General features: G+C 36.7%; 27 protein-coding genes. 8 read left to right on the top strand and 19 right to left on the bottom strand.

Annotation, left to right across the window (positions count from 1 at the left end):
• Window positions 1-228: 228 nt before the first annotated feature.
• Window positions 229-684 (bottom strand): cupin domain-containing protein, encoded by a 456-nt coding sequence (locus tag IW16_RS12440; RefSeq protein ID WP_034744647.1) that lies wholly within the window; start codon window positions 682-684, stop codon window positions 229-231.
• 102 nt (window positions 685-786) lie between these two features.
• On the opposite strand from IW16_RS12440, the gene pdxR reads away from it, so the two are divergent.
• Window positions 787-2,226, top strand: coding sequence for a MocR-like pyridoxine biosynthesis transcription factor PdxR (gene pdxR, locus IW16_RS12435; RefSeq protein WP_034744644.1), 1,440 nt, complete (start codon window positions 787-789; stop codon window positions 2,224-2,226).
• Window positions 2,227-2,324: 98 nt separating this feature from the next.
• Here pdxR and IW16_RS12430 read toward each other — a convergent pair whose 3' ends face one another.
• Window positions 2,325-2,645, bottom strand: a complete 321-nt coding sequence (locus IW16_RS12430; RefSeq protein ID WP_034744641.1) for a hypothetical protein — start codon at window positions 2,643-2,645, stop codon at window positions 2,325-2,327.
• A gap of 483 nt (window positions 2,646-3,128) precedes the next feature.
• Window positions 3,129-4,274, bottom strand: a complete 1,146-nt coding sequence (locus tag IW16_RS12425; RefSeq protein WP_034744638.1) for an NAD(P)H:quinone oxidoreductase — start codon at window positions 4,272-4,274, stop codon at window positions 3,129-3,131.
• Window positions 4,275-4,343: 69 nt separating this feature from the next.
• Here IW16_RS12425 and IW16_RS12420 point away from each other — a divergent pair, with 69 nt between their 5' ends.
• Window positions 4,344-5,150 (top strand): AraC family transcriptional regulator, encoded by an 807-nt coding sequence (locus tag IW16_RS12420; protein ID WP_034744633.1) that lies wholly within the window; start codon window positions 4,344-4,346, stop codon window positions 5,148-5,150.
• Here IW16_RS12420 and IW16_RS12415 read toward each other — a convergent pair.
• From IW16_RS12415 to IW16_RS12380, 8 genes are all read right to left on the bottom strand, one after another.
• Window positions 5,147-5,803: a DUF6766 family protein gene (locus IW16_RS12415; RefSeq protein ID WP_034744631.1), complete on the bottom strand. Its 657-nt coding sequence runs from the start codon at window positions 5,801-5,803 to the stop codon at window positions 5,147-5,149. The genes IW16_RS12420 and IW16_RS12415 overlap by 4 nt on opposite strands.
• 65 nt (window positions 5,804-5,868) lie before the next feature.
• Window positions 5,869-6,369, bottom strand: coding sequence for a CinA family protein (locus tag IW16_RS12410; protein WP_034744628.1), 501 nt, complete (start codon window positions 6,367-6,369; stop codon window positions 5,869-5,871).
• Window positions 6,370-6,411: 42 nt separating this feature from the next.
• Window positions 6,412-8,547 (bottom strand): catalase, encoded by a 2,136-nt coding sequence (locus tag IW16_RS12405; RefSeq protein ID WP_034744623.1) that lies wholly within the window; start codon window positions 8,545-8,547, stop codon window positions 6,412-6,414.
• Between the two features lie 59 nt (window positions 8,548-8,606).
• Complete coding sequence (locus tag IW16_RS12400; protein ID WP_034744620.1) at window positions 8,607-8,993, bottom strand: hypothetical protein; 387 nt, start codon at window positions 8,991-8,993, stop codon at window positions 8,607-8,609.
• Between the two features lie 14 nt (window positions 8,994-9,007).
• Window positions 9,008-9,310: a hypothetical protein gene (locus IW16_RS12395; protein WP_034744617.1), complete on the bottom strand. Its 303-nt coding sequence runs from the start codon at window positions 9,308-9,310 to the stop codon at window positions 9,008-9,010.
• Window positions 9,311-9,601: 291 nt separating this feature from the next.
• Window positions 9,602-10,216, bottom strand: a complete 615-nt coding sequence (locus IW16_RS12390; protein WP_051890176.1) for a Crp/Fnr family transcriptional regulator — start codon at window positions 10,214-10,216, stop codon at window positions 9,602-9,604.
• Window positions 10,217-10,663: 447 nt separating this feature from the next.
• Window positions 10,664-10,876, bottom strand: coding sequence for a hypothetical protein (locus tag IW16_RS12385; RefSeq protein ID WP_034744614.1), 213 nt, complete (start codon window positions 10,874-10,876; stop codon window positions 10,664-10,666).
• An 84-nt stretch (window positions 10,877-10,960) separates the two neighbouring features.
• The gene (locus IW16_RS12380) at window positions 10,961-11,842 is read right to left on the bottom strand and encodes a DMT family transporter (protein WP_034745289.1); all 882 of its coding nucleotides are present in this window, start codon (window positions 11,840-11,842) and stop codon (window positions 10,961-10,963) included.
• Window positions 11,843-11,935: 93 nt separating this feature from the next.
• Between IW16_RS12380 and IW16_RS12375 the strand changes: the two genes are divergently transcribed.
• Window positions 11,936-13,348 (top strand): aminotransferase-like domain-containing protein, encoded by a 1,413-nt coding sequence (locus IW16_RS12375; RefSeq protein WP_034744611.1) that lies wholly within the window; start codon window positions 11,936-11,938, stop codon window positions 13,346-13,348.
• 6 nt (window positions 13,349-13,354) lie between these two features.
• On the opposite strand, the gene IW16_RS12370 is transcribed toward IW16_RS12375, so the two are convergent.
• The 5 genes from IW16_RS12370 to IW16_RS12350 all read right to left on the bottom strand — a co-directional run bounded on the left by IW16_RS12370 (window position 13,355) and on the right by IW16_RS12350 (window position 16,668).
• The gene (locus IW16_RS12370) at window positions 13,355-13,948 is read right to left on the bottom strand and encodes a Crp/Fnr family transcriptional regulator (RefSeq protein ID WP_034730236.1); all 594 of its coding nucleotides are present in this window, start codon (window positions 13,946-13,948) and stop codon (window positions 13,355-13,357) included.
• Window positions 13,945-14,325, bottom strand: coding sequence for a bacillithiol system redox-active protein YtxJ (gene ytxJ / locus IW16_RS12365; protein ID WP_034744608.1), 381 nt, complete (start codon window positions 14,323-14,325; stop codon window positions 13,945-13,947). The genes IW16_RS12370 and ytxJ overlap by 4 nt, the downstream gene beginning before the upstream one ends.
• Complete coding sequence (locus tag IW16_RS12360) at window positions 14,322-14,768, bottom strand: DUF1569 domain-containing protein (RefSeq protein ID WP_223878164.1); 447 nt, start codon at window positions 14,766-14,768, stop codon at window positions 14,322-14,324. Before IW16_RS12360 ends, ytxJ begins: the two co-directional genes overlap by 4 nt.
• Window positions 14,769-14,776: 8 nt before the next feature.
• Window positions 14,777-15,313 carry a YfiT family bacillithiol transferase gene (locus tag IW16_RS12355; RefSeq protein ID WP_034744604.1) on the bottom strand — a complete coding sequence of 179 codons (537 nt, stop codon included), beginning with the start codon at window positions 15,311-15,313 and terminating at the stop codon, window positions 14,777-14,779.
• A 212-nt stretch (window positions 15,314-15,525) separates the two neighbouring features.
• A complete protein-coding gene (locus IW16_RS12350) occupies window positions 15,526-16,668 on the bottom strand; it encodes a DEAD/DEAH box helicase (protein ID WP_034744600.1) in 1,143 nt (380 codons plus the stop codon).
• Between the two features lie 317 nt (window positions 16,669-16,985).
• Here IW16_RS12350 and pncA point away from each other — a divergent pair, with 317 nt between their 5' ends.
• Entirely contained in the window at window positions 16,986-17,591 is a 606-nt protein-coding gene (gene pncA, locus IW16_RS12345) for a bifunctional nicotinamidase/pyrazinamidase (RefSeq protein ID WP_034744596.1), read from the top strand.
• 243 nt (window positions 17,592-17,834) lie between these two features.
• Here pncA and IW16_RS12340 read toward each other — a convergent pair whose 3' ends face one another.
• Window positions 17,835-18,755 carry a pseudouridine synthase gene (locus IW16_RS12340; protein WP_051890230.1) on the bottom strand — a complete coding sequence of 307 codons (921 nt, stop codon included), beginning with the start codon at window positions 18,753-18,755 and terminating at the stop codon, window positions 17,835-17,837.
• 366 nt (window positions 18,756-19,121) lie between these two features.
• On the opposite strand from IW16_RS12340, the gene aroB reads away from it, so the two are divergent.
• Entirely contained in the window at window positions 19,122-20,168 is a 1,047-nt protein-coding gene (gene aroB, locus IW16_RS12335) for a 3-dehydroquinate synthase (RefSeq protein WP_034744590.1), read from the top strand.
• Window positions 20,169-20,283: 115 nt separating this feature from the next.
• Here aroB and IW16_RS12330 read toward each other — a convergent pair whose 3' ends face one another.
• Together IW16_RS12330 and IW16_RS12325 are read right to left on the bottom strand one after the other, a co-directional pair.
• Window positions 20,284-21,027 (bottom strand): hypothetical protein, encoded by a 744-nt coding sequence (locus IW16_RS12330; protein WP_034744588.1) that lies wholly within the window; start codon window positions 21,025-21,027, stop codon window positions 20,284-20,286.
• A 72-nt stretch (window positions 21,028-21,099) separates the two neighbouring features.
• Window positions 21,100-21,603, bottom strand: a complete 504-nt coding sequence (locus IW16_RS12325) for an STM3941 family protein (protein WP_034744585.1) — start codon at window positions 21,601-21,603, stop codon at window positions 21,100-21,102.
• Between the two features lie 426 nt (window positions 21,604-22,029).
• Between IW16_RS12325 and IW16_RS12320 the strand changes: the two genes are divergently transcribed.
• The 3 genes from IW16_RS12320 (at window position 22,030) to IW16_RS12310 (ending at window position 24,562) form a co-directional block, all read left to right on the top strand.
• Entirely contained in the window at window positions 22,030-22,662 is a 633-nt protein-coding gene (locus tag IW16_RS12320; RefSeq protein WP_034744582.1) for a porin family protein, read from the top strand.
• Between the two features lie 317 nt (window positions 22,663-22,979).
• A complete protein-coding gene (locus tag IW16_RS12315) occupies window positions 22,980-23,675 on the top strand; it encodes a porin family protein (RefSeq protein ID WP_034744579.1) in 696 nt (231 codons plus the stop codon).
• A 185-nt stretch (window positions 23,676-23,860) separates the two neighbouring features.
• Window positions 23,861-24,562: a porin family protein gene (locus IW16_RS12310; RefSeq protein WP_034744576.1), complete on the top strand. Its 702-nt coding sequence runs from the start codon at window positions 23,861-23,863 to the stop codon at window positions 24,560-24,562.
• Window positions 24,563-24,653 lie beyond the last annotated feature (91 nt).

Genomic DNA, 24,653 nt, shown 5'->3' with positions numbered 1-24,653 from the left:
TAAAATTAAAATAGTTTTTTGAAAATCGTTCTGCTCAACCATTAAGAAAAGTTTAAGCTGCTAAAAAATTGAGTTGATCCTTAATTTTTAAAAACCTTCCTATGTATATTGTGTTTTTTTGAGAAGATTTTTAACCTGATTAAAGTTCTACCTGACTCTGGCCTCCACTAACAATCTGCATGATTTCTTAGCGTGCTTAAACTTTTACACATTCTTAATAATTTAAAATTAAAGGTCTCTTCCTTCTTCTTCTCTTAAGGCTACCCCAAGATTCTGTAATTGAGGGGCATTTTCACATGCTAAATATTTAGCAGATTCAGTATCACTTAAATTTTGGTGCTTATGCCATGCCCATGAAGGAATGTAAACCGCATCTCCAGCTTCCCAGTACACTCTTTCATCTTCTACTTCTGTCCATCCTTTTCCTTCGATGACATACAATACGGTTTCATACGTGTGACGGTGTCTGTTGGTCTGCTGCCCGGGAGTCAGTCCTCCGATGGTCATACTTACATTTTTACTAGGAAGATCAACGAAAAAAACCGGATGCTTTCTTTCTGTTGAAAACTGATTGTGCACCCCTGCATTCTCTACATTTTTATGGATTAAATGACTCGGTTTTACATACTTTGGTCTTGCAAACGTTTCGTGAAAATCTTTTGAACTGAAATCTTTCTTGTCCATGATGTTTTAAATTTTAAATGTTTTGTGCTTTATTGCATGACAAAATTATCTTATATTTGGACCGTGTAAGTGATTCAGTTTTAACATAAACAGGTAGTCCAGATGATTCGTCCTTGGAAATTAGAATTCGAAATAGATAAAGCGCTTGAAAAAGCAGTCTATCTGCAAATCGCAGATACCATCATTGCGGATATACGCTCCGGAAGACTTAAAGCAGATGATGCTCTGCCCGGAAGCAGAATCATGGCATCGATGCTAAAGATCAACAGGAATACTGTGGTAGAAGCTTATCAGGTGCTTATCAATGAAGAATGGGTCATTTCTAAAGAAAGAAAGGGAATTTTCGTATCTGATAAACTTCCCGCTTTACAGGAAAGGTTTACCAAAAAATATAAGGAAACAGAACATAGCTCACCAATCTTTAACAGACCAATGATCAATTTTGATGACGGACATCCTGACAGCAAAATCGCCCCTGTAACAGAACTTGCAAGAGCCTACAGACAGATCTTCAGCAGAAAAGCAAAGTGGCAGATGATGGGCTATGGAAACGAACATGGCGATATTGAATTCCGAAAAACCATTTCCCAGATGCTGAACCATCAGCGTGGAATGCATATCACCGAAAATGAAATTTCGATCACCCGGGGAAGTCAGATGGCGATGTTCCTTACTGCCCAATGTCTTTTAAAATCCGGGGATCAGGTCATTGTAGAAAATCCGGGTTATAAACCCGCATGGAAAGCCTTTGAATATGCAGGAGCCGAACTTTTGCCCGCCGCCGTAGATGCAGAAGGAATTGTTGTTAAAGATATTGAGAAGCTTTTAGCAGACAACAAAAATATAAAAGCAATATACATCACTCCTCACAGACAGTACCCGACGACAGTTACTTTAAGCCTCGCACGAAGGCTCGAGTTAGTCGAATTATGTAACAGTCATGAGATCACAGTTATTGAAGATGATTACGACAATGAATTCCACTTTGGCTACCGCCCTATTCTGCCTGTTTCGAGTTTTTCGGAACTTAATCGGTACGTATACATCGGAACGCTCAGCAAAGTAGTAGCTCCGGCTCTGCGGATTGGTTACCTGGTATCAAAAGACCTCAACCTGATCCGTAAAATAGGAGATCTGCGGAAGATTATTGATGTACAGGGAGATGTCATCATGGAGCAAGCCGTTCTGCAGCTGATCAGGGAAGGGGCCGTGAGAAAACATATTAAAAAAGCGACTGTTCATTATAAAAACAAAAGAGACCAGGTTCATCTGCTTTTGGAAAAACACTTGACCGGTATTGCAGATTTCACACTGCCGGAAGGCGGTCTTGCTTTCTGGATTGTCCCGAAAACAAACGCAAACTGGGATACTGTGACCACTCTGCTTCTGGAAAAAAACATCAATATCATACACCCGAAACAATACAGTTATAATGCTGTGATCAATGGATTCCGACTCAGTTACGGATCACTTTCCGAAGAGAATTTAGAACAGAGCATTATCATTATTTCTGAAATACTAAAGACAGAAATACCCCAATGATCTTGTCCCGAAAAACTTATCACCCTATCATATAAAAAATGGTGATAAGCATATTACGTTTATGAAAAGATATCGACCATCCATTAAAACTGTGAATCTTAATTATTGTTCAGTAACTGGATTTCAAAATAGCTTCCAAAACCTGTTCCTGAAGAGGCAGATACATTTGATAAAAGAGTTAAGCCTCCGGTAGCACCGAAATAATAGGTTTTTCCGGCAGTTAACTGACAGATCCCCAGAAATGTATTAGCTGTCCCTACAGTATTGATCGCTGTTCCAAAGTCCCCTTTCATATAAGAAGACGGAACAGAAAAGCACATTACCCAATTATTGGTCGTTCCATCCACAAGACCAAACATGACGTTAGGAATTGAGGATATATTTTGATCAGCAATTGTAAACTTGGAGGAAACCGTCATAGAAATCGGTACATGCCTGTATCAGGTGCCGTAAAATGCCATTGGCAGGATTAAGATAGTTTCCTAAATTATCAATTTCCGTAAAGGCCGTTAGCCTCAGATCTAAAAAAGACACAGACTCATCTGTTAATATTCGCGAATAATGACAGATTAAAAGGAAAGTTCAATAACAAATCACCCTATGATGACTTGGCTGGAGGATTTTTTAACCCCTTAAATTCTACATATGGTGAATAATTACAACCCCATGACAAAACTGTTGAGATCTTTATATTGGGATTCTGGAAAAAAGAAGCTCAGAAAATGAATTCATACAATTGGATCAATTACATAAAATTGGCTTTAAAAAACTACAGAATAGATGGTTTTATGTTATCGGATTTTTTTACTTATTTAGCCTTATACGTTTCATGGCTGTAACTCAAAAAAAAATTGCGCTTAATCTTAAGTTAAGCGCAATTTTTTATTCTTTACAATAAACTTTTACTCCACTTCAAAAACAGCCTGTATTTCCACAGAAGAATTCACAGGAATGGATGAAGCTCCCAAAGTAGCTCTTGCATGTTTGCCTTTTTCACCGAGAATTTCCACAGTGAGATCAGAGGCTGTATTCATTAAGTCTGCATGCTTGGTATAATCATCTTTCGTATTGAAAATTCCTGTAAGCTGTACACATTGTTTTACTCTGTTCAGATCACCTCCTACAGCTTCTTTTAACACTGCAATCACATTAAGCATCGTGGCTTTCGTTGCCTCTTTTACCTGCTCTTCATTGACATCAACCCCTAATTTTCCAGGATTTAAAATTTTCCCGTCTTTTAGAGCAACCTGATTGATAAATACAAGGTTTCCGGCACGTACATAAGGCTTATAATTTCCGGCTGGCTGCGGTACCTTTGGCAGGGTAATGTTTTTTTGTTTCAACAAAGCATTGATATCTTCCGTTTTTTCTACAGGACCCGCTGTTATTGGTTTTTTACTGAATGTTCCCTTCAGAGCCGCTGCTGTTTTAGCAAAATTTTTACCCTGAAGTTCAGCAAGAGCACGCTCATCTTTTGTAGGTCTTTCCACGTCTTTCAGTGATGCCATGCTTGTTACTCCCAATACTGTATTTCCCTGAGGAATTGCTTTATTAACCGTTTCAGTCCCTCTGATTCCGTTGGAAACCAATACCATACCATGAACGGCAAGAGTATTCCAGAAAGCATTAAGAGCCAATTCTTTTCCGGCACCGCTTCCCGCAGACATAAAAACCGTTGCAGGCATTCCTTCCAGTGCATGGTTAGTCCATAAATTAACGGTTTTAGATAAAAACTCACTCATTCCGGTACTGATATTTCCAAAATAAACCGGTGATCCAAAGGCAATTCCATCATAAGAAGGAAGCTCGTCTACTGAAGCTACAGGAATATTTTTTAATTTTGGATTTTGTGATTCCTTAACCTGCTTGATAACAGCTGTTGCATTTTTACTGCTTTCAATACCTGTTGCTATTTCTTTAGCCAGCTCATAAGTTCCTCCATTATCTGAGTGTATGAGGACCAATATTTTAGATTTGCTTTCCTGTGCCATGATTGTGGTGATTTTTAATAATAAAATTAATACAAAAACCGTACTTAGTTTTTTCATTTTTAATAAGATAAATATTTACTTTACAAATTTAGTATTGTCGTTTTTATTAAATTTGCCAAAAATTCTATGCAGAACGACATGGTAAAATGTGGTTTAACCGAAAATAAAGACAGCCGCTTTGTCGATACCATTCAAAAAGAAGCGTATGTGTGGTGTGAAAAGGACTGGAAACACGACGATCATGATCATGCCCATCATCGTGCCCAGCTTACTTTTGTAGAAGAAGGATATCAATATTTCCATATTGACCAGAAGATCTATCTGGTACCGCAATATCATGTGATTTGGGTTCCGTCAGGAAAAGCTCACAGAATTACTTCCGAAGCAAAAACGGTCAACTTGATGGTCTTCTTATTTAAAACTGTTTTTGATGATCGTTTTTATCAGGATGTTCATGTTTTTGCTGTTCCGCCAGTTTTGAAAGAAATGCTTTTGTATGCTTCCAAATGGAATCAGTCGGTAAAAGAAGATGAAGAACAGGATCTGTTTTTTAAAGCCATTTTAAAAAGTCTACCTAACTTCTGCAGAGAAAGCAGTTATCTTGAAATACCTGTACCGTCTGATGCCAGACTTATTCCTGTCTGCACGTACATTAATTCTAATTTTAAGTACAGCCTCAATGCAGATGAACTGGCAGAAAAAGCACAGATGTCTGTCCGCAGTCTGCAGAGAATATTCAAAAATGAAACAGGAATTACGCTTCAGAAATATGTTCAGCTTGTAAGAATTCTGAAGAGCATAGAACTCATTGATGCAGGACAATTTACTTTAAGCCAGATCGCGTATAAAGTGGGCTATCAAAGTTTATCCGCTTTTACCTCATCCTATCATGCGATCATGAAATCTAAACCCAAAGTAAAAAAAGTGAATTAAGGCGTTTTATCATGGGCCATATCTACCGGCTTTGATTCGGGAGACCCTTTTTCACGAAGCCATATCGACAGGATAACGATAGAAAAAACTGCTAAAAACTCGCTCTGCCAGTTCTGAAAAGATTCAAACCAGAACCGTGAATCTGATAGGTAATGTACCGCAGTGGTGGTTGGCTCTTTTTTTACCATCTGCTCCTCATTGAAATCTTTCAGGCTTCCATAGAAATGCATTCCAAAACTTGCCAGGAACAGAATAGCAAAAGCCAGGGATAGAGAATGTTTATAGAGTCTAAGCCATAACCCGCCTTTCTTTACCGGCCATGGAGCTTTTGCATGAGGCTGTGGTTCTTGATCTACCTCCTCATTTCCATCCAGTGATTTGGATTCACTCGAGCCTTTTTGCCTTAGGGAAACGGTCAATACAACGTAGAGCATCATCTGGAGAAATTCGCTTTCCCAGTTTTCAAAAGTGGCCTGTATAAAATGACCGCTATGAATATAGCTTCCCAGACTAAGCATAGCACTTCCCTGTTCCGCCATTTCCTTATTCAGTGTTGTCCAGCCGGTAAAAAACTGACCCATAAGACAGGCTAACATTAAACCCAGCAAAACAATACTTAAACTATTACGGTAAAAGAAACTTTTTTCAGACATAGTAACCGGTTTAAGCGTTAATATTAAGTTCAAAAATTAAATCTGAGGGCTGTATTTTGACTTCGTTATTTTAAGATCAGCAACTGATTGATTTCACTTTTAAAACATCCGAGAATGAATTCTGTATAATACATCTGAGCATTTAACGCCTGTGTCTTGGGATGAAGTTCCAGTTTTTTGGTGAGAATGATTTCGCCTTTATAAGAAAAGGAAAAATAAGCAAAGATCTTATACATGGAATTTCTTATCGGAGTAAAATAGCCTGTTGTAGCAATGGACCAGTCGGTTTCAAATAGTTTGGCCACATTAAGGGCCATGGTGCGTGCGATGTTTTCTGATACACAGTCACATTCTTCTGCTTCTGCTTTATCTACCTGAAGCAGTTTTACCTTTTGGGGTAATGTGTAGGCCGTGATCCCCCCTTTGTAAAAAAGAGAGGCATTGGGCATCTGTGAAAAAGCCAGCTGCAGACATCCTGAGGTAACACTTTCGGCTACTGAAATGGTTTCGCCTGCTCTCATCACTGACTGACTGATATATTCTAAAAGATTTTTCTGAAATTCCATGATTTTAAATATTTTATGTGGTGTGAAGGGTATTCTTTATTTCTATGCGTTTCTTTCCAACTCAAGATCCCAGACTCTGTGTCCGGAAACAGCCGTTATAAACTGTTGATCAGAATTGTTATCTTTCCAGATGATCACCGCCGGATCGTCATGTTTTTTCGCAGCGATATTACTATTGTTATACAGGGTTTCTGTCCCTGTTCCAAAATAAACCGCTTTACAGTGCTTATAAGTTTCATTGATAAACTGTAAGGCATGATGCTTATTTTCAGAGGCCATGAGTTCTTTCGTAGATTTTTCTCCTGCACTGATATACAGGGCATCAAAACAAACACTTGCAATACTTGTCAGGGAATGCTTGGGAACAAGTGTTGATCCATCATTGGTTTTAACAGGTGCTAAACTTGGAGCAATAAACTCTACTTTTGCGCCTTCTTTTTCAAGTTTTGATCTTAAAGCATTAACTGTTTTCGCATCGGTACCATTGGCTATAATAAATCCTATTTTTCGGCTTTTGATGGTATCTTTTACCGTATTTTTCATGCTGAGTGCCTCCGAAATTTTAGTTTTAGGCTGTTTTTCGGGACTCTGAAGGTCTGCGACATTACCATCTGCCGGGATACTTTGATTGGGCTGCTCTAATTTTTTAACTTTAACGCCCACTTTGTCAGCTACTTTTTGAGCTAAAGTCTTATCGATAAAAGCAAGCTGTCCTACCACTCTTTCTCTGATCTCAGGTATGGTCACTTTTGACAATTCAAAAATAAGCGCATTCTGAACGTGGGTCTGTTCAGGAGCTGACTGGCTGTTATAAAATAATTTAGCCTGTGAATAATGATCTACAAAACTCTGACTTCTTTTTCTCACCTTTTCCCCAGACACCCTTTCCTCCTGAGAAACAAATCCTCCTTCCGACATCATAGCCTGATAAGGACATCCTCCTCCAATGGAATTCGGCTCATAACTAACTTTTCCTTTAACGATCTGCTGTCTCATATGCCCGTCACGCTGATTGTTGTGGACCGTATTAATGGATCGGTTGATTGATATTTCATGGAAATTCGGTGATCCAAGTCTCGATAGCTGGGTGTCGGTATAGGAGAATAATCTTCCCTGAAGTAATGGATCATTACTAAAGTCGATTCCGGGAACCAGATGTCCAGGATGGAATGCCACCTGCTCTGTTTCAGCAAAGAAGTTATCCGGATTCCTATTCAATGTTAAAGTCCCAAAAAGTTCTACCGGAACTTCTTCTTCAGGAATCAGTTTGGTAGGATCCAGGAGATCGAAATCGAATTTGTGTTCGTCTTCTTCCGGAATAAGCTGTACCCCGAAATCCCATTCAGGAAAAGCTCCGCTTTCAATCGCTTCCCATAAATCTCTTTTATGAAAATCGGGGTCCACACCTGATATTCTCTGAGCTTCGTCCCAAGCGACAGAATGAACACCGAGTTTAGGTTTAAAGTGAAATTTAACGAAATGAACTTTTCCTTCTTCATTGATGAATTTAAAAGAATGGACTCCAAAACCTTCCATCATTCTCAGACTTCTGGGAATAGCTCTGTCACTCATTACCCACATGATCATATGCATGCTTTCAGGCATCAGTGAAATAAAATCCCAAAACGTATCATGTGCCGAAGCAGCTTGTGGGATTTCATTGTCCGGTTCCGGTTTCACAGCATGAATTAAATCCGGAAATTTTATAGCATCCTGAATAAAAAATACCGGTACATTATTGCCTACAAAATCATAATTTCCCTCTTCCGTGTAAAATTTAATAGAAAAGCCCCTTACGTCCCTTGCGAGATCAGTACTTCCTTTACTTCCGGCAACTGTTGAAAACCTTACAAAAACAGGTGTTTCTTCCCCTATTTTATTCAGAAATTTTGCTTTGGTATATGCTTTAAGGCTTTTATTGAGCTTAAATACACCATGCGCTCCTGAGCCGCGGGCATGGACTACTCTTTCAGGAATTCTTTCATGATCGAAATGCGTAATTTTTTCCCTTAAAATGAAATCTTCCAGCAATGTTGGTCCTCTGTCTCCGCCTTTTAATGAATCCTGGTTATTATTAATTTTTATCCCCTGGTTAGTCGTCAGTTTTTCATTTTCATTGGAAGTACTGTGCGCATTCAGTTGGTCTAACTTTTTATTCTTTTGAGAATCATTTTTCATATCAATTTTTTTTTGGTGTGGTGTGAAGGGTAAAAAGTCAGACAATGTTATTGTCTGGATTATTCTGTGTGAGTTCTGTCTTTTTCAAGAGTCTGCAAGAGCTTATTAAGATATTCTTCTTCTTTTAATACTTTATAATACGCTGTCTTGGCATATAAAGTGAAAGAAGAATTTTCTATTTTTATTTCTGTCTCAATCTGTGACGAAGACTGTGTTTTTTCGCCATGATATTCACGGATATTCAAAATGTATTCTTTAATATAAGTATCGATCACATTTTTAAGAATATCGCACTTGGCATTATTTTTTATCTTTTCCAATGACTTGATTAGAAAAGCAGTAACTCCATATGAATTGATAACGCTTGGAAATAAAGATTCATTCTCTATCATATTATTTTTATCATTCAGTCCGGAATATTTTAAAGTGTCATTTTCAAATATCATATGCACAATGGTTATTAGTTATCGGAAATTTTTAAATACTTCTCAAAATAATGAAGATCTTCTTTGTCTTTGATTGAAAGATAAAACATGACCTGCTCCGGTTCTTTTTGACCAATACTGCTAAAATTATCAAAATGAGCAATCAGTGCCTGAATATTTTCAATCTCTATGTCCTTTAAAATCACAAAAAGTAAAAAAATATTATGCCTGATCTCTTTGGCGTAAACTGCTGCTCCTTCCTGGAACCAGCTTCCTTTATTAGGAACTCTTTTAAAGTCCTTATGATTCAGGCTTTTTACTATTTTCTGGCAATCCATATTTCTGAATAATCGTGGTTCAATATGTTCTTCAGGGAACTTATTTTCTTATCTCGATTTCAATCTTTCTGAAGTACAGTCACCTCACCCACAGTATTCTCAACTGATTTTTTTACAGAACCGGAAGTGATGTAGTGATCAGGCATCGATTGGGAATTGATGATCAATTCTAAAAGCCGAAAGCTTTTTGCCGCCTTTACTGAGGTCTTAAGAATATATTGAAATTTGATCTCCCAAAGGTACACTACAATAATTCACTTTTTTATGACCTGGATCATATTGATGTGAAGATTAATACACAATTTTTCTGTTTTCTATGGTAATATTTCCTTCTTTTTCCATTTTTTTCAATGCCCTGATTACTGTTTCTACACGAAGACCCACCAAATTGGCAATCTGCTGTCTTGTAAGCTCAACCTGAAAGCAGCTTCCACAGCTGTCATCATGATAACTTTTAAGATAATCGAGAAGCCCTTTAAGCCTTGAAGCAGGATTCAATGATGCCATACTGTGAAGCATAATTGCCTTGAAATAAAGCCTTTGAGAAAGACAAGCATTCATTTCCAAAGATAAATGAGGATGTTTTTTAATCAATTCGATAAATCTCTCCTTCGGCACTCTGATAATTTCAGAAGGAACGATGCAGATGGCATTCGTAGGATAAAATTTATCTAAAAAAAGCATTGAATCTCCAAAGCTCTGTTTTCCTCCAAAAATATTATGAATAAATTCTCTTCCTTCATCATCATAATTATTGAGTTTCACTTTTCCTTCTCTAATCTGGAAATAATAATTAGCATGGTCTCCTTCCCTGTATATGGGTTCACCTTTTTTGTATTGCTTGATCTCTCCTCCGGATGAATATAACAGTTCGTCGTCAATATTCATGCAGCTTATTGTTTTCATACGTATGTCTTTAAATATTTTCAATAAAAAATAGGGAAATTTATTATTGAAACCGTTTTTAATATAAAATTTTTCGATCTTTAATTGAACAAATCTTATTTTTCTGCTTCTCCTGATGTTTTATTCCTTCTCAAAATACCATATTTTCGTCATCGATCATGATAGATGGTCTCACTGAAAAATTTCATTGGGAAGTACATCTTGTTTTAACCTATGCAAATACTGAACCCTAATCATTAAGTAAATTGTTAAATAAAGTTAAAATAATTATCAAAATACAATATAATCAATTTATATATTCATATATATTCATAAAAAAAGTTTAAAAATAAAGATATTCGCAAAGCAAACTTACTAACACCAGAAATTCTTCCTCGCAGAGCACTGAAGGATATTAAAACCCGCTTTAATAAAAAAACGGGTTTTATAAATATATGGCGGTTAAAATTATTTTTTAGTAACCTTCGCTGTATCTGTTTTTTTTACACCTGCGGTATCAGTCATAGGCAAAGTATCAGAAGGCATAGGCGCACCCATTGAATCTGCAGGGACAGTATCTGTAATAACACTGTCGGAAGTGGGAGAAGTGTCTACTTTAGTTTCCTTTTTACAGCTTAATACCGCTAAGCCTAAAAGCATAAGTAAAAGAGTTAATTTCATAATCGTTATATTTTGTACTGCAACCAAAGATAATTCATTACAAAACTTCGTTTTATGATTTGAATCATAATGCCTGATTCCTGTTTATTTGGCGAATTTTTTGGTTCCGGCTACACATAAAATAACACCGACAGTCACTCCGAGCATTCCGACACTCACCTGCTCATGAAGAAAATACGCAGCAAGCCCAAGTCCGAAAAAAGGCTGTAACAGCTGTAGCTGCCCCACGGTGGCAATACCTCCCTGTGCCAAGCCTTTGTACCAAAATATAAATCCAATAAACATACTGAAAAGAGAAATATAAGCCATTCCAAACCAACCCTTAAAACTTACAGTTTCAATGTGATCCGGAAAATAAATAAAAAATAAAGGAATCATGACGGGTAATGCCAACACTAAAGCCCATGAGATAACCTGCCATCCACCTAATGTCTTTGACAGTTTAGCACCTTCAGCATATCCCATCCCGCATAAAATAACAGCAATCAGCATCAGAATATCTCCAATCGGCGAAGCTGATATTCCTTGTGAAACTGCATACCCAATCACCAAAAGACTTCCGATAACTGAGAAAAACCAAAATACAGGATGCGGACGTTCTCCACCACGGAACACACCGAATACAGCAGTTGCCAAAGGAAGCATCCCAAGAAATACGATAGAATGAGCCGAGGTAAGGTACTGAAGTGCCAATGCCGAAAGGAGTGGAAAACCGACTACACAACCTACAGAAACCAGAAGAAGTGGAAATATCTGCTTCTTTTCAGGACGTTTTTCTTTATAGATCATCAATACCGAAAGTGCCAGAATTCCTGCAATAGCAGCCCTTGCAATGGTTACAAAGATCGGGCTCATCTCCATAACCGCTAATTTTGTGGCAGGCATGGATCCACTGAAAAGCAGTACCCCTATAAACCCATTGATCCATCCACTTAGACTTTCGTCTTTAGATATTGTATCACTCATCATTTTATTATTTTTTGATGATTCAAAATTAGAAAGACAAAATGAATAAACACAGTCCCAGTTTTGTATATTTGCATGAGCACAGTTTAAGAAATGAACAGAGAATATATTTATACAGAGATTGCAGACGGGATAGCTTCCCAGATCAGAAATGGTGTACTGAAGGCAGGAGACAGACTTCCTTCGGTGAGAATGATGTGTCAGGAGCACCAGGTAAGTATGAATACTGCAAAGAGAGTTTTCCTGGAACTGGAATCACAGTCTTTGATTGAGTCCAAACCACAGTCAGGTTATTTTGTCAGCCGGATCATGTCTGTAAAGCTTCCTCTTCCGGAAGTAAGCCGACCTTCTCTGATTGCCAATAATGATGAACCGGATGAACTGATCAGCCGCGTTTATGAAAATATGGGTAAAAAAGGAATAACATTCTTTTCTATCGGAGTTCCCTCAGGAGATCTGCTGCCTCAGGCTAAACTTAAAAAAGAAATCATCAATGCTACCCGGGAACTAAAAGAAGGTGGAACGGAATATGAGGAACTGCAGGGAAATTTAAAGCTTCGCAGAATGATCGCAGTCCGCTCGCTTCAATGGGGCGGAAATCTGAATGAACATGATCTTGTTACTACAAACGGCGGTATGAATGCATTGTCATTCTGTCTGATGGCACTGGGGAAACCAGGAGATACAATAGCCATCGAAAGCCCATGTTATCCGGGGATTCTTCAACTTGCCAACGGTTTTGGCTTAAATGTACTTGAACTTCCTACCCACCCTACTACCGGTATAGAAATAGAGGCTTTAAAAAAAGTAATCCCGCAGATTAATTTATGCCTGTTAATTCCAAATTTCAATTCACCTTTGGGAAGCTGCATGCCGGATGAAAATAAAAAAGAGATTGTACAGCTTCTTTCTGAAAATAATATCCCTTTGATTGAAGATGATGTATATGGAGATCTTTATTTCGGGGCAATCCGTCCAAAATGTTGTAAATCTTTTGATAAGGATGGAAATGTCTTGTATTGCAGCTCTATCTCAAAGACTTTAGCCCCTGGATATCGTGTAGGATGGATTGCTCCGGGAAAATACAAAAGCAAGATTATGAAACTTAAATTGCTTCACTCCACATCATCCATTTCTATTGTCAATGAAGCGGTCGCTAATTTCCTCAAATCCGGAAGGTATGAAAAGCACCTTCAACAGATGAGAAGGGCTGTTCAGAATAATTATCAGAATTACGTCCAAACTATTGCTGATTACTTTCCTGAAGGCACCAAAACCAGCCGTCCGCAGGGAGGTCTTTCTCTCTGGGTAGAATTTGATAAAAAAATCCGTACCACGGAACTGTATGATCTGGCGATTAAACAGAATATCAGTATTGCACCAGGTAGAATGTTCAGTCTTCAGGACCAGTTTGAAAACTGCATGCGTCTCTGTATGGGCCTCCCCTGGACAGAAGAAACCCAATTATGCCTGCAAAAGGTCGGACATCTTGCGAAAAAAATCTGATAGTTTTTATTTATCCGGAACGAAATTTTTTCTTGCCAGTTCTTTTCTTACGCGACTCAAACTTTCAGGAGTAATTCCGAGGTAGGAAGCAATCATCCATTGTGGAACTCTTAAGAGAAGATCCGGATACATTTTGATGAACTTCATATACCTCTCTTCGGCTGTTTCTCCCAACAGAGAATTGATCCGGTTCTGCAAACTTCTGATATGTTTTTGCAGGAGGAAATCACTTCTTTCAATACTGTTTGGAAACTGTTCTACCAGTTTGTTGAAGAAATCGGGATGAAGAAAAAGCACTTCTGTATCTTCTACGGCCTCTATATAGTAAATAGATTTTTCATTAAAGTACAAACTGCTTCGGTCAGAAATCAGCCAGCTTTCAGGAGCAAACTGTATAATGTGCTCTTTTCCGTTTTTATCAATGGAATACATCTTCAACAGTCCCTTTTCTACAAAGAATATGTGCCTGCAGATTTCACCATACTGTAAAAGAAACTGGTTTTTAGGTATTTTCTTTACTTCATAGTGTAAGCTGCACATGTTCACTTTTTCTATAGGAACATTTAATACTTTTGCTAAATAAGTGTTTATATTCTTCATGATACAATCTGGCTTGAAGATATATCCTCGTGCGAAGCACTGTTGACCACCTGTCCGTCTTCTATGATAATCAGCTGGGGACTTTCATGTCTTAGTCCAAGATCCTCAGATATCTTATTTGAAATCGGCCTGTGTTCCAGCAAATCAAGATAATATAAATCCGGTTTTTGATCTAAACTATCTATTTCTTTTTCAAAATTGCTCAATACCGTTTTGCTGATGAAGCATCGTGTTGAATGTTTGAAAATAGCAATTCTATGGTGATAGGAATTCTCTATTGCCTTGGCCAAATCCTCTTCTGATTCTATTTTTTTCCAGAAAGATTTACGTTCAGGATTGTCTTGTTTTCCTCCGAATATTTTATCAAAAAAACTCATACATTAAATTGTTTTAAATGATGATCAAGATGTTTGTATTCTAAAAATCCCCAGTCTTTTTCAGTCATTTTACCGAATAACTTGTGATGGTCCGGAAGCTCTTTATTTTCAGATGCAGTCCGGAAATCCTCCAGCGTATTCAGCAGATTGGTTTTTGATTCATCAAAATCACACTCAAAATTAACGATTAGTTTTCGAAAAGTGGGCATGTTTCGGGGAATTCCGTTGTTAAAGATCTGCATTTCCATTTTGGTTGCTGCTCCTATTGCCCTAAATACGATGTTGATATCGGGAAGTTCAACTTTCCTTAAAACGACCTTAAGCACAAGATCACAATGCTTTAACATCTGTGAGCTGTTCATTTTGCCCCATCTTGAAGGAGTATTTTTAGCAAGCAGAGAAATTCTGTGGCCTATCTCTTCAAAATAAAGTGGGTTATGCAAACTCTTTTTTACCACCCCTTTTCTTTCTTCAGGTTTTCAATATGTGCAAAATGATGATTGCAATGCCAAACATACATCGCCAGATAACTTCTCAGATCATAGTTTTTGTTTTGTTCGGGATGATGAAAAGTTCTCTCAAATTGCTTATTCGTAAGGGTTTTGAGCAAAGCTGCCCATCTTTGGTGCGTCCCTTTTATCATTCTCATGGCCGGTTTTACAGGCATATTGACACTGTCCTGAAGTTCTGCCCACTTCGCTTCATCATAAGGCCTTATGGTAGGGTTGTCTTCCGTTAATGCCAACTTGAGACGAATAAAACTGTTGATATGACTGTCTGCTATATGATTGACGAGCTGTCTTACCGTCCATCCTCCTTCTCTGTAAGGGGTGTCCAGCTGATCATCAGAGAGGTCTTCTATTAAGTTTTTAAGCTTTTCAGGGAAGTTTTTGATGACTTTGATATATTCATCCAGTTTGATATCGCAGATGTTCTCAGGTTGTTGGTACTCACCTATCGGAAACCTCTTCTGTTCTAAGTTGCTCATTTTATCAGTTTTAAATTTTAATATCGCAGTTTCGTCCGGTTATTAATTTTTGGACATTTATTTTAAATGGTAATGCTCGTAAATTTATCAAAAATTCAAGAATCTAAAATGAAAAAAGTATGAATTGTACTTATTCTTATTTACAAAGTAAGAACAGCTAAAAAAGGCTTCAATCTGATTAAAATTGAAGCCTTGCTTTTTATATTTGTGCATTAATATCCGTGCAAATCAATACCCTCTGTTCTCTGTAAAGTTACTTTTTTACCCATTTTCTTTTGAATGACTCTGAAATGCTGCAGTTCATCATCTGTAAGAATACTAATAGCAGTTCCTTTTTCATGAGCACGACCTGTTCTACCAATACGGTGGATATAATCCAAAGGCGAACGTGGCAATTCGTAATTGATGACACAAGGTAAAGACTCGATGTGAATACCACGGCCTATTAAGTCTGTAGCAACTAAAATCTGAGCTCCGTTTACTTTAAATTCCTCTAAATTATTTCTACGCGCACCTTGTGATTTCTGACTGTGAATGGCTACTGCTTTGATTTTATTCTTTTTAAGTTTTTCTACCAAATTATCCGCAGATCTTGTAGATGACACAAAGATTAAAGCTTTTTCAACTTTCTTTTCTTTAATTAAATACCGCAAAAAAGGTCCTTTATTTTCAGGAGAAACGTGATAAGCCAATTGCTCGATATTATCAATTTCAACTTCTTCCTTTTTGATTTCAATGATTGTGGGAGTAATTGACAAACGTTCCTTCATTTCAGAAACCTTATCATTTAATGTCGCCGAAAACAAAGTGGTTTGTTTCATAACAGGCATTAAAGCAAAAAGCTTATTCATTTCTTCACCAAAACCTAACTGAAACATTTTATCTGCTTCGTCAATCACCAAATGTTGAATTCCTGAAATGCTCAATGCATTATGATCAATCAAATCCAATAAACGGCCGGGTGTTGCGATAAGAACTTCTACCCCAAACATTCCTTTCATCTGTGGATTGATAGACACCCCTCCATAAACAGCCATTGTACGAATCTCACGCTTCAAATTTTCTGTAAAAGCTCTGAAAACTTCATCAATTTGAATGGCTAACTCGCGGGTAGGAACCAATATTAAAACCTGAACATTACGATCTTTTTTAACTTCTGAATTCTGTAATTTTTCAAGAATTGGCATCACAAAACAAGCTGTTTTTCCCGAACCTGTCTGTGCAATTCCCATCAAGTCTTTTCCCTGTAAAATCACAGGAATCGCTTGTTCTTGTATTGGGAATGGCTTCAGATAACCCAATTTGTTGACCGAATGAATAATATTGTGTGATAACCCTAAAGACTCAAATGACATAAAAATTCTAATTTCCTGCAAAGATAAGCTATTGATATTTGGTTTATAACCTGAAACCAGATACTGATTGTAATTATTCTCTATTTTACATTAAAAAATGATCTTTATTCCTCTATAACTGCCATTCTGGTAACTATATAAATCGTATAATTGGCATCATGTCTGTTTTTAAAGCACCGGAACTAAGCGATTATATCTGTGTTTTGGCTCAGGATACCATGTAATTGGTTTTGAAATTTTATATTGCCGATTTGTCCGATAATTAAATTTTGGACAATTTTTTGAGTAATTTTATCAAAAATTCGAGAAATCTAAATATGAAAAAAGCGTTAATAATCGTAGATGTACAGAATGATTTCTGTGAAGGCGGCGCACTAGCAGTTCCGGAAGCGAATGAAGTGATTCCATACATCAATCTTCTGATGGAGGAAAATGAATATGACCAAATTGTTCTCACCCAGGACTGGCATCCAGCCGATCATAAAAGTTTTGCCAGCAATAACAATAGAAAAGTAGGTGAAAGTATTATTCTGAACGGTGTTCCACAGTTTATGTGGCCGGACCACTGTGTTCAGGGAACTTTTGGAGCGGAATTCCATAAAGATCTCAACAGAGATAAAGTCACCCATATTATTCAAAAGGGAAAAAACACCGAAATCGACAGCTACAGTGGATTTCAGGATAATAACCACTTTATGAAAACTGGACTTGATGACTTCCTTAAATATCATGAGATCCAACTGCTTGAAGTAGTAGGTCTTGCCATGGATTACTGTGTGAAATTCACCTGTACCGATGCAGTAGCAAACGGGTATATTACCTGCCTTCACTTCAATGGAACAAAAGCCGTTAATGTTAAGCCCGAGAATGGCAGAGATGCTATTTACGATATGATTCAGAAAGGAATTACGGTTCTTGGATAGACCTTCTGTACAAATAAATTACAGGATTCAAATATAAATTAGACGTGGAAAGTCATTTTCTGCGTCTTTTTTAATAATGAACTCAAGAGTATTTTAATGAGCCAATTTTTGTCTCCGGGAACCTGCTCTTCATAGAAATGAATTAAAAGTCAGAGTTTGGTCCGATCCATATTGATACAAACAAAAAATGCGCAGAAATAAATTTCTGCGCATTTTCTATACTTATAAACTCTCTTTAAATGACTAAAGCATTTTAAGATTATTAACTTCCAGTTCTGTAAGGATTCTCCAGTGTCCTCTTTTGATGTTTTTCTTCGTCATTCCGGCAAACATTACTCTGTCTAAGGCTTCCACTTCGTATCCAAGTCTTTGGAAAATTCTTCTGATGACACGGTTCCATCCAATATGAATTTCAATTCCGATTTCATTTTTAGGTTTTCCTTCAATGAATGAAATCTGATCTACTACCGCGATTCCTTCATCAAGACGAATTCCTTCTACGATAAGTCTCATGTCTTCATTGGTCAGTTTTTTATCCAGCGTCACATGATAGATTTTTTTGGCATCAAAAGATGGATGCGTCAGTTTTTTCGTCATGTGTCCGTCATTCGTTAGAAGGATAACTCCAGTGGTAGAACGGTCAAGTCTTCCAACAGGGAAAAGACGGTACGGTGATGCATTCGCTACCAGATCCATTACAGTTTTTCTGGCTTTGTCATCTTTAGTGGTAGAAATATACCCTTTCGGTTTATTTAATAGCACATATACCGGTTTTTCAGGCGTAATTCCCTGTCCGTCAAAAACTACTTTATCCGTCTTCTGAACCTGATACCCCATTTCATTCACTACGATCCCGTTTACTTCTACAAGCCCCTGCGTGATCAGTTCGTCAGCTTCTCTTCTGCTGCAGATTCCGGAATTGGCGATATACTTGTTAAGACGGATGGTATCTTTATGAACATCTTTTTCAATCTTGTTTAACCTTCTTTTCTGTACAAAAGATCTTGCCTTATCTTCATTTTTGTCATCTCCACTGGATGGTCTTCTTCCATATTTCAGGCTGCCTCTTTCATACTTGTCTCTGGCATCAAAACTCTTTCCTCCTCTTTTTGGAGCTGATTTTCCGAAAGTTTTTCTGTCCCTTCCTTCTGTAGGATTGGTGATGTACGCTCTGCTCTCAGTTTTTGGAGCTGAATCTTCATCTCTGCTTTTTGAACTTTCTTCACTTCTCTTGAAAGGTTTTGATTCAAACTTTGAATTGCTGCCTTTATGGTCGAAATTTCTTTCGCCCGCTTTAGGAAAAGGTTTCTTAAAAGGTTTTGATCCTGAAGAATTTCCAGATCTGGAAGCACGAGAATCATCAGAATTGTTTCTTGTTGAAATTCTTGGTCTTTTTGGTCTTTCTGAATTATTGTTATCTCTGCTCATTTCTAAAAATTTCTGCAAAGATAGTAATTTAGTTACGAGTTAGAAATTAAGAATCATAACTTTGCAGAATAGTTTTATTTTAATTTTAAAGAAACTCCAATAATGATAACAATATTAAACGATGATTTTTCTCAATTAAACAGCTTTTTACACGAAAAATCTTTCAGTAAAATCTTTATTTTAGTTGATGAAAACACCCATGAATATTGTCTTCCGGTTCTTTTAGGCAACATGGAAACAGACTTAGGCTTTGAGATTTTAGAGATCGAGGCCGGGGAAGAAATGAAAAATATTCAGACAGCCAATCAGCTTTGGGAAATTCTGACCGAAATGCAGGCTGACAGAAAAGCACTGGTCATCAATCTTGGTGGCGGTGTAATTACAGATATGGGAGGTTTTGTTTCATCCACCTATAAAAGAGGGATCCACTTTATCAATATTCCTACTACCCTTTTGTCGATGTGTGACGCCTCTATCGGGGGTAAAACAGGAATCGATCTCATGAATTATAAAAATATGGTGGGAACTTTTGCATTCCCGGAACAGATCTTTATCTATCCCAAATTCTTAGAAACGCTTCCCTTTAAAGAATTGAGAAGTGGTTTTGCAGAAATGCTGAAGCATGGCCTTATTGCAGACACAGCACACTGGGAAAATCTTATTCAGATTCAAAAACTGGATGTAGAAAACGTTGTTCCTCATATCCAGACATCTATGGATATCAAACAGGATGTCGTAGAAAAAGACTTCCATGAAAGAAACATCAGAAAGACCCTGAATTTTGGACATACAATCGGGCATTCCATAGAAAGCCTTTGTTTAAGCCAGGGAAATCCTGTCCTTCATGGTGAAGCAGTGGCAATGGGAATGATTTGTGAAGCTCATCTGGCTTATCTGGAAGGTCTTATCAGTGAACAGGATGCCGCAACTATTATTGAAAATCTTCAGAGATACTATCCTTATCTTGACATCAGTGATTTTACCGATGAAAGCATTACGGATCTTCTTCTTAATGATAAAAAGAATACGGACAGTAAGATCAATTTTTCTCTTCTTACAGCTGTAGGATCATGCACTTATGATCACCAATGCAGTCAGGAAAACATTCTGAAGTCTTTAGATTTTTACAGGAAACTAAATGATCTTTAATTCATATTTTAGTTTAAAATAGTAAACAGATCCGGAAATAAGCTTATGTTTTGTAAACTTATTTCCGGACCTTTTTTTAGATTGTACCTATATTAGGTGAGCATCAGACTACAACTTATAATTTTCTTTCAAGACGTTGCTTGATTGCCTGGTATACTCCTTCCAGTTCGTTGGCATCATTATAAAGGTAAGGAAGATAAAAACTGACACCTTCTACTCTCATTCTTATCTTGTCTCCCTGCCACTTATCATTTATCTTTTCCACGGTAAGCTGATCTGTAAAATAAACCTTCTCCATTTTTTTTCTAAAAAACATAGAAAGTGCATTTGTACTTCTTCTTGCTGTACCAAAGTCATAGATTGGAAAAAATTCTAAACGGTCATCGTCAATAACAAGCTGAATTATATTGTTTCTACGGATAAAAAGTTTGATCCCATGAAAAAAGCAATAAGCTGAAGCAAAAAATAAAATCACAGACAGTACAGACACTATAATGGTCTCAAAAGAGATATCGGCTTTAATTTCCTCAATCATTTGAGGCAATAACTGCACAACAATATATATTAAAAAAACAGGCATAAGGATCATCACCACACTCAGTGTTGTCGTTCTGTAAGGTGAAATCAAAAAAGTCTCCTTCCCGTAAGAACTGGAATTATGTACCGAAATTACAGACTGTTTCGTGTTGAAAAAATCATAGATAAATTTTGCTGTCAACAGAAGTATTATAATACCTGCAGCAATCATCAAATAGGTATTTAAAGGGTATGATATGATGTTTGATAAGGTCATCAACATCAAAAGCACCGTCAAGGCAACGATAGAAACAGTAAATTTTATTATTTTCTTATGTTCCATAATTTATAAGGTCCTGTTGCGATTGTAATTTTAAGAATGCTTTATCTTTAATGGCTATCCTTCGTTGAATACTTATCTAGAAGCATTAAAATATTGCTCTATTAAATTTTTTAGCTTCTCATAGTCAATATCCAATTCCTGCGCGCTGATATTGATGATGGTATGATGTTCATCAAACTCTTTCTTCCCTTTTTCACCAAACATAAAATTCCTGTACCTCTCAGGTTTATTGGTCACGATTGAGATAAAAGATGAGCCCATTAATATGGTAGTTCCTAATCTTTCTACATCTTCCCATGGAATAAACCCTATCTTCTTTCCCACAGAAGTTACTTTTGAATGTATTCCATTGCTGTTGATAATAAGTCCGGCTTTATCTTTACTGAAAACACTCATTAAACCTTTGCTCACAAGCCAACAGCTGATAAGAAAGAACGTAATCGAGAAAAATCTTATCTGATGATCTAAAAACATGGGATAAATCCCAACAAAAAAAATGGCTATCGCTAAACCTACAGCAAATAAAAGTATGATGACCTGTTTTCGGGTATTAAACTGAATGACGGTTTCTTTCATATACTACATTTAAAAGACTCAAACAATAATACACTTTTTAATGTATTGATTCTAAGAAAATAAAATATTTGCAAAAAGCCAGCTATGATACATCATGAGATCTTACCAAATACAAGCCGATTACATGTAAATAAAATTGATCAAAAGTCACAATTTTATAATCATTTTATTATAATTCAAGGTATTATGAGAAAAAAATTTATTTATATCGCTTCTAAACAAACGTTTAACTAACAACGCAAAACACTGATAGTCAAAACGATAAATCAAATACAGGTTCCATTTCATTAAATTTAAAAACTGACATTTGTCATGATTTTTATTTTTGGCAAGCAATTTGAAAGATACTCAGCGTTCAACCGAAAAAGCTGAACAGTAGTAAAATTTAGAATTAAGAATAGTAAAATATTAAAAAAATTAAAAGTTATGAAAAAGTTAATTTTAGGATTAGCAGTAACTGCAAGTTCACTAGCATTCGCTCAGCAGACTCCAACATCTTCTTCTAACCCTGTAACATTTGGTGTGAAAGGTGGAATGAACGTTTCTTCTCTTTCTAAAGACGAAGGTTTAGATGATCAAAAATCTAAAATCGGTTTCAACGCAGGTGTATTTGCTAACATTCCAATTGCGGAATCATTTAGTGTTCAACCAGAGGTATTATACTCTCAGTATGGTGAAAAATCAGAATTTAAGGATTTATTCGGAAATAAATTTTCTGCTTCTACCAAACTAGATTATGTTACAGTACCAGTTATGTTTCAGTATAATTTAATTCCTAACCTTTTTGTTGAAGCAGGACCAGAGTTCGGTTTTATGGTTAGCGCAAAAAATAAATTGAAAAACGAAAGTAACGGAAACTCTACTACTTCTGATAACTACAAAGACCAATTAAAAACATTCAACTTTGGTGTAGGTCTTGGTGCAGGATATTACTTTACTCCTAACTTAGGTATTACAGCGAGATATGTTGCTGGTGTAACTGACATTTTCAAAGATAATTCAGGTGATGCAGTTAGAAACAATACATTCCAAGTAGGATTAGCTTATAAATTCAAATAAGCTTCAACATTCAGATAACAAATTTTATATTTAATAGAAAAAGCCGGATTATTCATTTAATTCGGTTTTTTTGTTATAAAAGTCATCATTCAGCTTCTTTTGGCAAGAAGTTTGCGTATATCTGATAAGCTGGAAAACTTGATGTTTCATCAATGTGTTACAGCAAAGTTTCTTCATATACAAATTGATTTCAATAGAAAAGGTCAGGTTTATTTTTTAAACCTGACCTTTTCGCCTTAAACCTGACATTTATCAGTTTTGTCCCTTTGGCGAGAATTTTGCTGCACTGTGGGGAAATAAGTTAAAACTTTATAATCATGAAAAAACTAATTCTAGGATTAGCATTTGCGGGAAGCCTTATGGTGAATGCGCAGGAAAAAACTAAATCTACATCGCCGGTTACTTTCGGGGTTAAAGCAGGTTTCAACGCTTCTGTTCTTACCAAATATGATGGGTATGATGGCTATAATAACGATCAGAAATTAAAACCAGGTTTTAACGCAGGTGTATTTGTTAATATTCCTGTAGCAGAAAAATTCAGTGTTCAACCTGAACTTCTTTTTAGCCAGCTTGGTTCAAAAACGGAAGAAAAAGAAGAAATCTACAACCTTAACTCTGTTAGTTATAGAAGAGAAGCAGAATACACTAAAACGTTGAACTACCTTGCTGTTCCCGTAATGGTACAGTATAATATTCTTCCTCAGCTTTATGTAGAAGCAGGACCGGAATTCGGATTTCTTTTAGGTGGTAAAAACAAAGGAGATGTTACTAATATCAACACTTCCGGAAATACGACAAGCACTGAAACAACTACTTTCTCAGGTAAGATTCCAATGGATCTTCACAACAAATTCAATTTTGGAATCGGTATCGGAGCTGGCTATTATTTCACTCAGAATTTTGGAGTGACAGCCAGATTTACCGCAGGTATTACAGATATCTATAAGCACAATAACGGAGACGCGATTAGAAATAATGCTTTCCAGGTTGGTGTAGCTTATAAATTCAAATAATAACCTTCATATCCGAAACAAAGCCGGGTTATTATATTTTAGTTCAGCTTTTTAGGAAAAAGTCTACGAAAAAGTCAGGTTTATTTTTTTAATCTGGCTTTTTCATTTCAAATATTGCTTGTATCAGCTCATTCTCGTTGACAAAGTTTTGGTGCAGGCGCAAATAAGGTAAAATTTAAAAAATCATGAAAAAACTAATTCTAGGATTAGCATTTGCAGGAAGCCTTTTGGTGAATGCACAAGAAAAAACTAAATCCTCTTCTCCTGTTACTTTCGGAGTTAAAGCGGGATTCAATGCTACTACTCTTTCCCTCCCAGACTGGCAGGATGAGTCTGTTCAATATGACGGTAATCAGAAAATAAAGCCAGGTTTCAATGCCGGTGTATTTGTTAATATTCCGGTGGCTGAGAAATTCAGTATTCAGCCAGAACTTCTTTTCTCTCAGATGGGTTCAAAATCAAAAGATACCTATACATACTCAGACGGATTTTACGGATTTAAAACTGAGTTGGATGACAAATTCACTCTTAATTATATCGTTCTTCCCTTAATGGTACAGTACAATATCCTTCCTCAGCTTTATGTGGAAGCAGGTCCTGAATTCGGATTATTACTGGGTGCGAAATCAAAAGGAGAAACCACTACTACTGAAATTTCAGGAAGCAAGTCCGTTACAACTACTAAAAGCTATTCCAATAAGCCGCCTATGGAATTGTACAACAAATTCAATTTTGGGATCGGTATTGGAGCAGGATATTATTTCACTCAAAATCTTGCTGCAACTGCCAGATTTACCGCTGGTATTACAGATATCAGGAGCAACAATTCAGGAGATGCCGTTAGAAATAATGCATTTCAGGTTGGCTTAGCTTACAAATTCAAATAAAGATATTTTATTTTTCAGATTTATACCGGGCTTTTCAGTCCGGTATTTTTATTTTAAATCGGGAACAAATGATAAAAATCTGCAACCCTAA

It is taken from the genome of Chryseobacterium vrystaatense, from assembly GCF_000737765.1.
GTDB classification, from domain to species: Bacteria; Bacteroidota; Bacteroidia; order Flavobacteriales; family Weeksellaceae; genus Chryseobacterium; species Chryseobacterium vrystaatense.
This window is presented reverse-complemented; position numbering and strand designations above follow the sequence as displayed.

Excerpts from the sequence above, each read along its gene's own strand:
- IW16_RS12330 (WP_034744588.1), bottom strand. The coding sequence starts at position 21,027 with ATGGAACATAAGAAAATAATAAAATTTACTGTTTCTATCGTTGCCTTG.
- ytxJ (WP_034744608.1), bottom strand. The coding sequence starts at position 14,325 with ATGAGTTTTTTTGATAAAATATTCGGAGGAAAACAAGACAATCCTGAA.
- IW16_RS12395 (WP_034744617.1), bottom strand. The coding sequence starts at position 9,310 with ATGGATTGCCAGAAAATAGTAAAAAGCCTGAATCATAAGGACTTTAAA.
- IW16_RS12350 (WP_034744600.1), bottom strand. The coding sequence starts at position 16,668 with ATGTCATTTGAGTCTTTAGGGTTATCACACAATATTATTCATTCGGTC.
- IW16_RS12400 (WP_034744620.1), bottom strand. The coding sequence starts at position 8,993 with ATGATATTTGAAAATGACACTTTAAAATATTCCGGACTGAATGATAAA.
- IW16_RS12430 (WP_034744641.1), bottom strand. The coding sequence starts at position 2,645 with ATGACGGTTTCCTCCAAGTTTACAATTGCTGATCAAAATATATCCTCA.
- IW16_RS12440 (WP_034744647.1), bottom strand. The coding sequence starts at position 684 with ATGGACAAGAAAGATTTCAGTTCAAAAGATTTTCACGAAACGTTTGCA.
- IW16_RS12415 (WP_034744631.1), bottom strand. The coding sequence starts at position 5,803 with ATGTCTGAAAAAAGTTTCTTTTACCGTAATAGTTTAAGTATTGTTTTG.
- IW16_RS12355 (WP_034744604.1), bottom strand. The coding sequence starts at position 15,313 with ATGAGCAACTTAGAACAGAAGAGGTTTCCGATAGGTGAGTACCAACAA.
- IW16_RS12370 (WP_034730236.1), bottom strand. The coding sequence starts at position 13,948 with ATGAAGAATATAAACACTTATTTAGCAAAAGTATTAAATGTTCCTATA.
- pdxR (WP_034744644.1), top strand. The coding sequence starts at position 787 with ATGATTCGTCCTTGGAAATTAGAATTCGAAATAGATAAAGCGCTTGAA.
- IW16_RS12310 (WP_034744576.1), top strand. The coding sequence starts at position 23,861 with ATGAAAAAACTAATTCTAGGATTAGCATTTGCAGGAAGCCTTTTGGTG.
- IW16_RS12315 (WP_034744579.1), top strand. The coding sequence starts at position 22,980 with ATGAAAAAACTAATTCTAGGATTAGCATTTGCGGGAAGCCTTATGGTG.
- IW16_RS12385 (WP_034744614.1), bottom strand. The coding sequence starts at position 10,876 with ATGAAATTAACTCTTTTACTTATGCTTTTAGGCTTAGCGGTATTAAGC.
- IW16_RS12325 (WP_034744585.1), bottom strand. The coding sequence starts at position 21,603 with ATGAAAGAAACCGTCATTCAGTTTAATACCCGAAAACAGGTCATCATA.
- IW16_RS12390 (WP_051890176.1), bottom strand. The coding sequence starts at position 10,216 with ATGAAAACAATAAGCTGCATGAATATTGACGACGAACTGTTATATTCA.
- IW16_RS12380 (WP_034745289.1), bottom strand. The coding sequence starts at position 11,842 with ATGAGTGATACAATATCTAAAGACGAAAGTCTAAGTGGATGGATCAAT.
- IW16_RS12375 (WP_034744611.1), top strand. The coding sequence starts at position 11,936 with ATGAACAGAGAATATATTTATACAGAGATTGCAGACGGGATAGCTTCC.
- IW16_RS12320 (WP_034744582.1), top strand. The coding sequence starts at position 22,030 with ATGAAAAAGTTAATTTTAGGATTAGCAGTAACTGCAAGTTCACTAGCA.
- IW16_RS12405 (WP_034744623.1), bottom strand. The coding sequence starts at position 8,547 with ATGAAAAATGATTCTCAAAAGAATAAAAAGTTAGACCAACTGAATGCG.
- IW16_RS12410 (WP_034744628.1), bottom strand. The coding sequence starts at position 6,369 with ATGGAATTTCAGAAAAATCTTTTAGAATATATCAGTCAGTCAGTGATG.
- pncA (WP_034744596.1), top strand. The coding sequence starts at position 16,986 with ATGAAAAAAGCGTTAATAATCGTAGATGTACAGAATGATTTCTGTGAA.
- IW16_RS12425 (WP_034744638.1), bottom strand. The coding sequence starts at position 4,274 with ATGAAAAAACTAAGTACGGTTTTTGTATTAATTTTATTATTAAAAATC.
- IW16_RS12420 (WP_034744633.1), top strand. The coding sequence starts at position 4,344 with ATGCAGAACGACATGGTAAAATGTGGTTTAACCGAAAATAAAGACAGC.
- aroB (WP_034744590.1), top strand. The coding sequence starts at position 19,122 with ATGATAACAATATTAAACGATGATTTTTCTCAATTAAACAGCTTTTTA.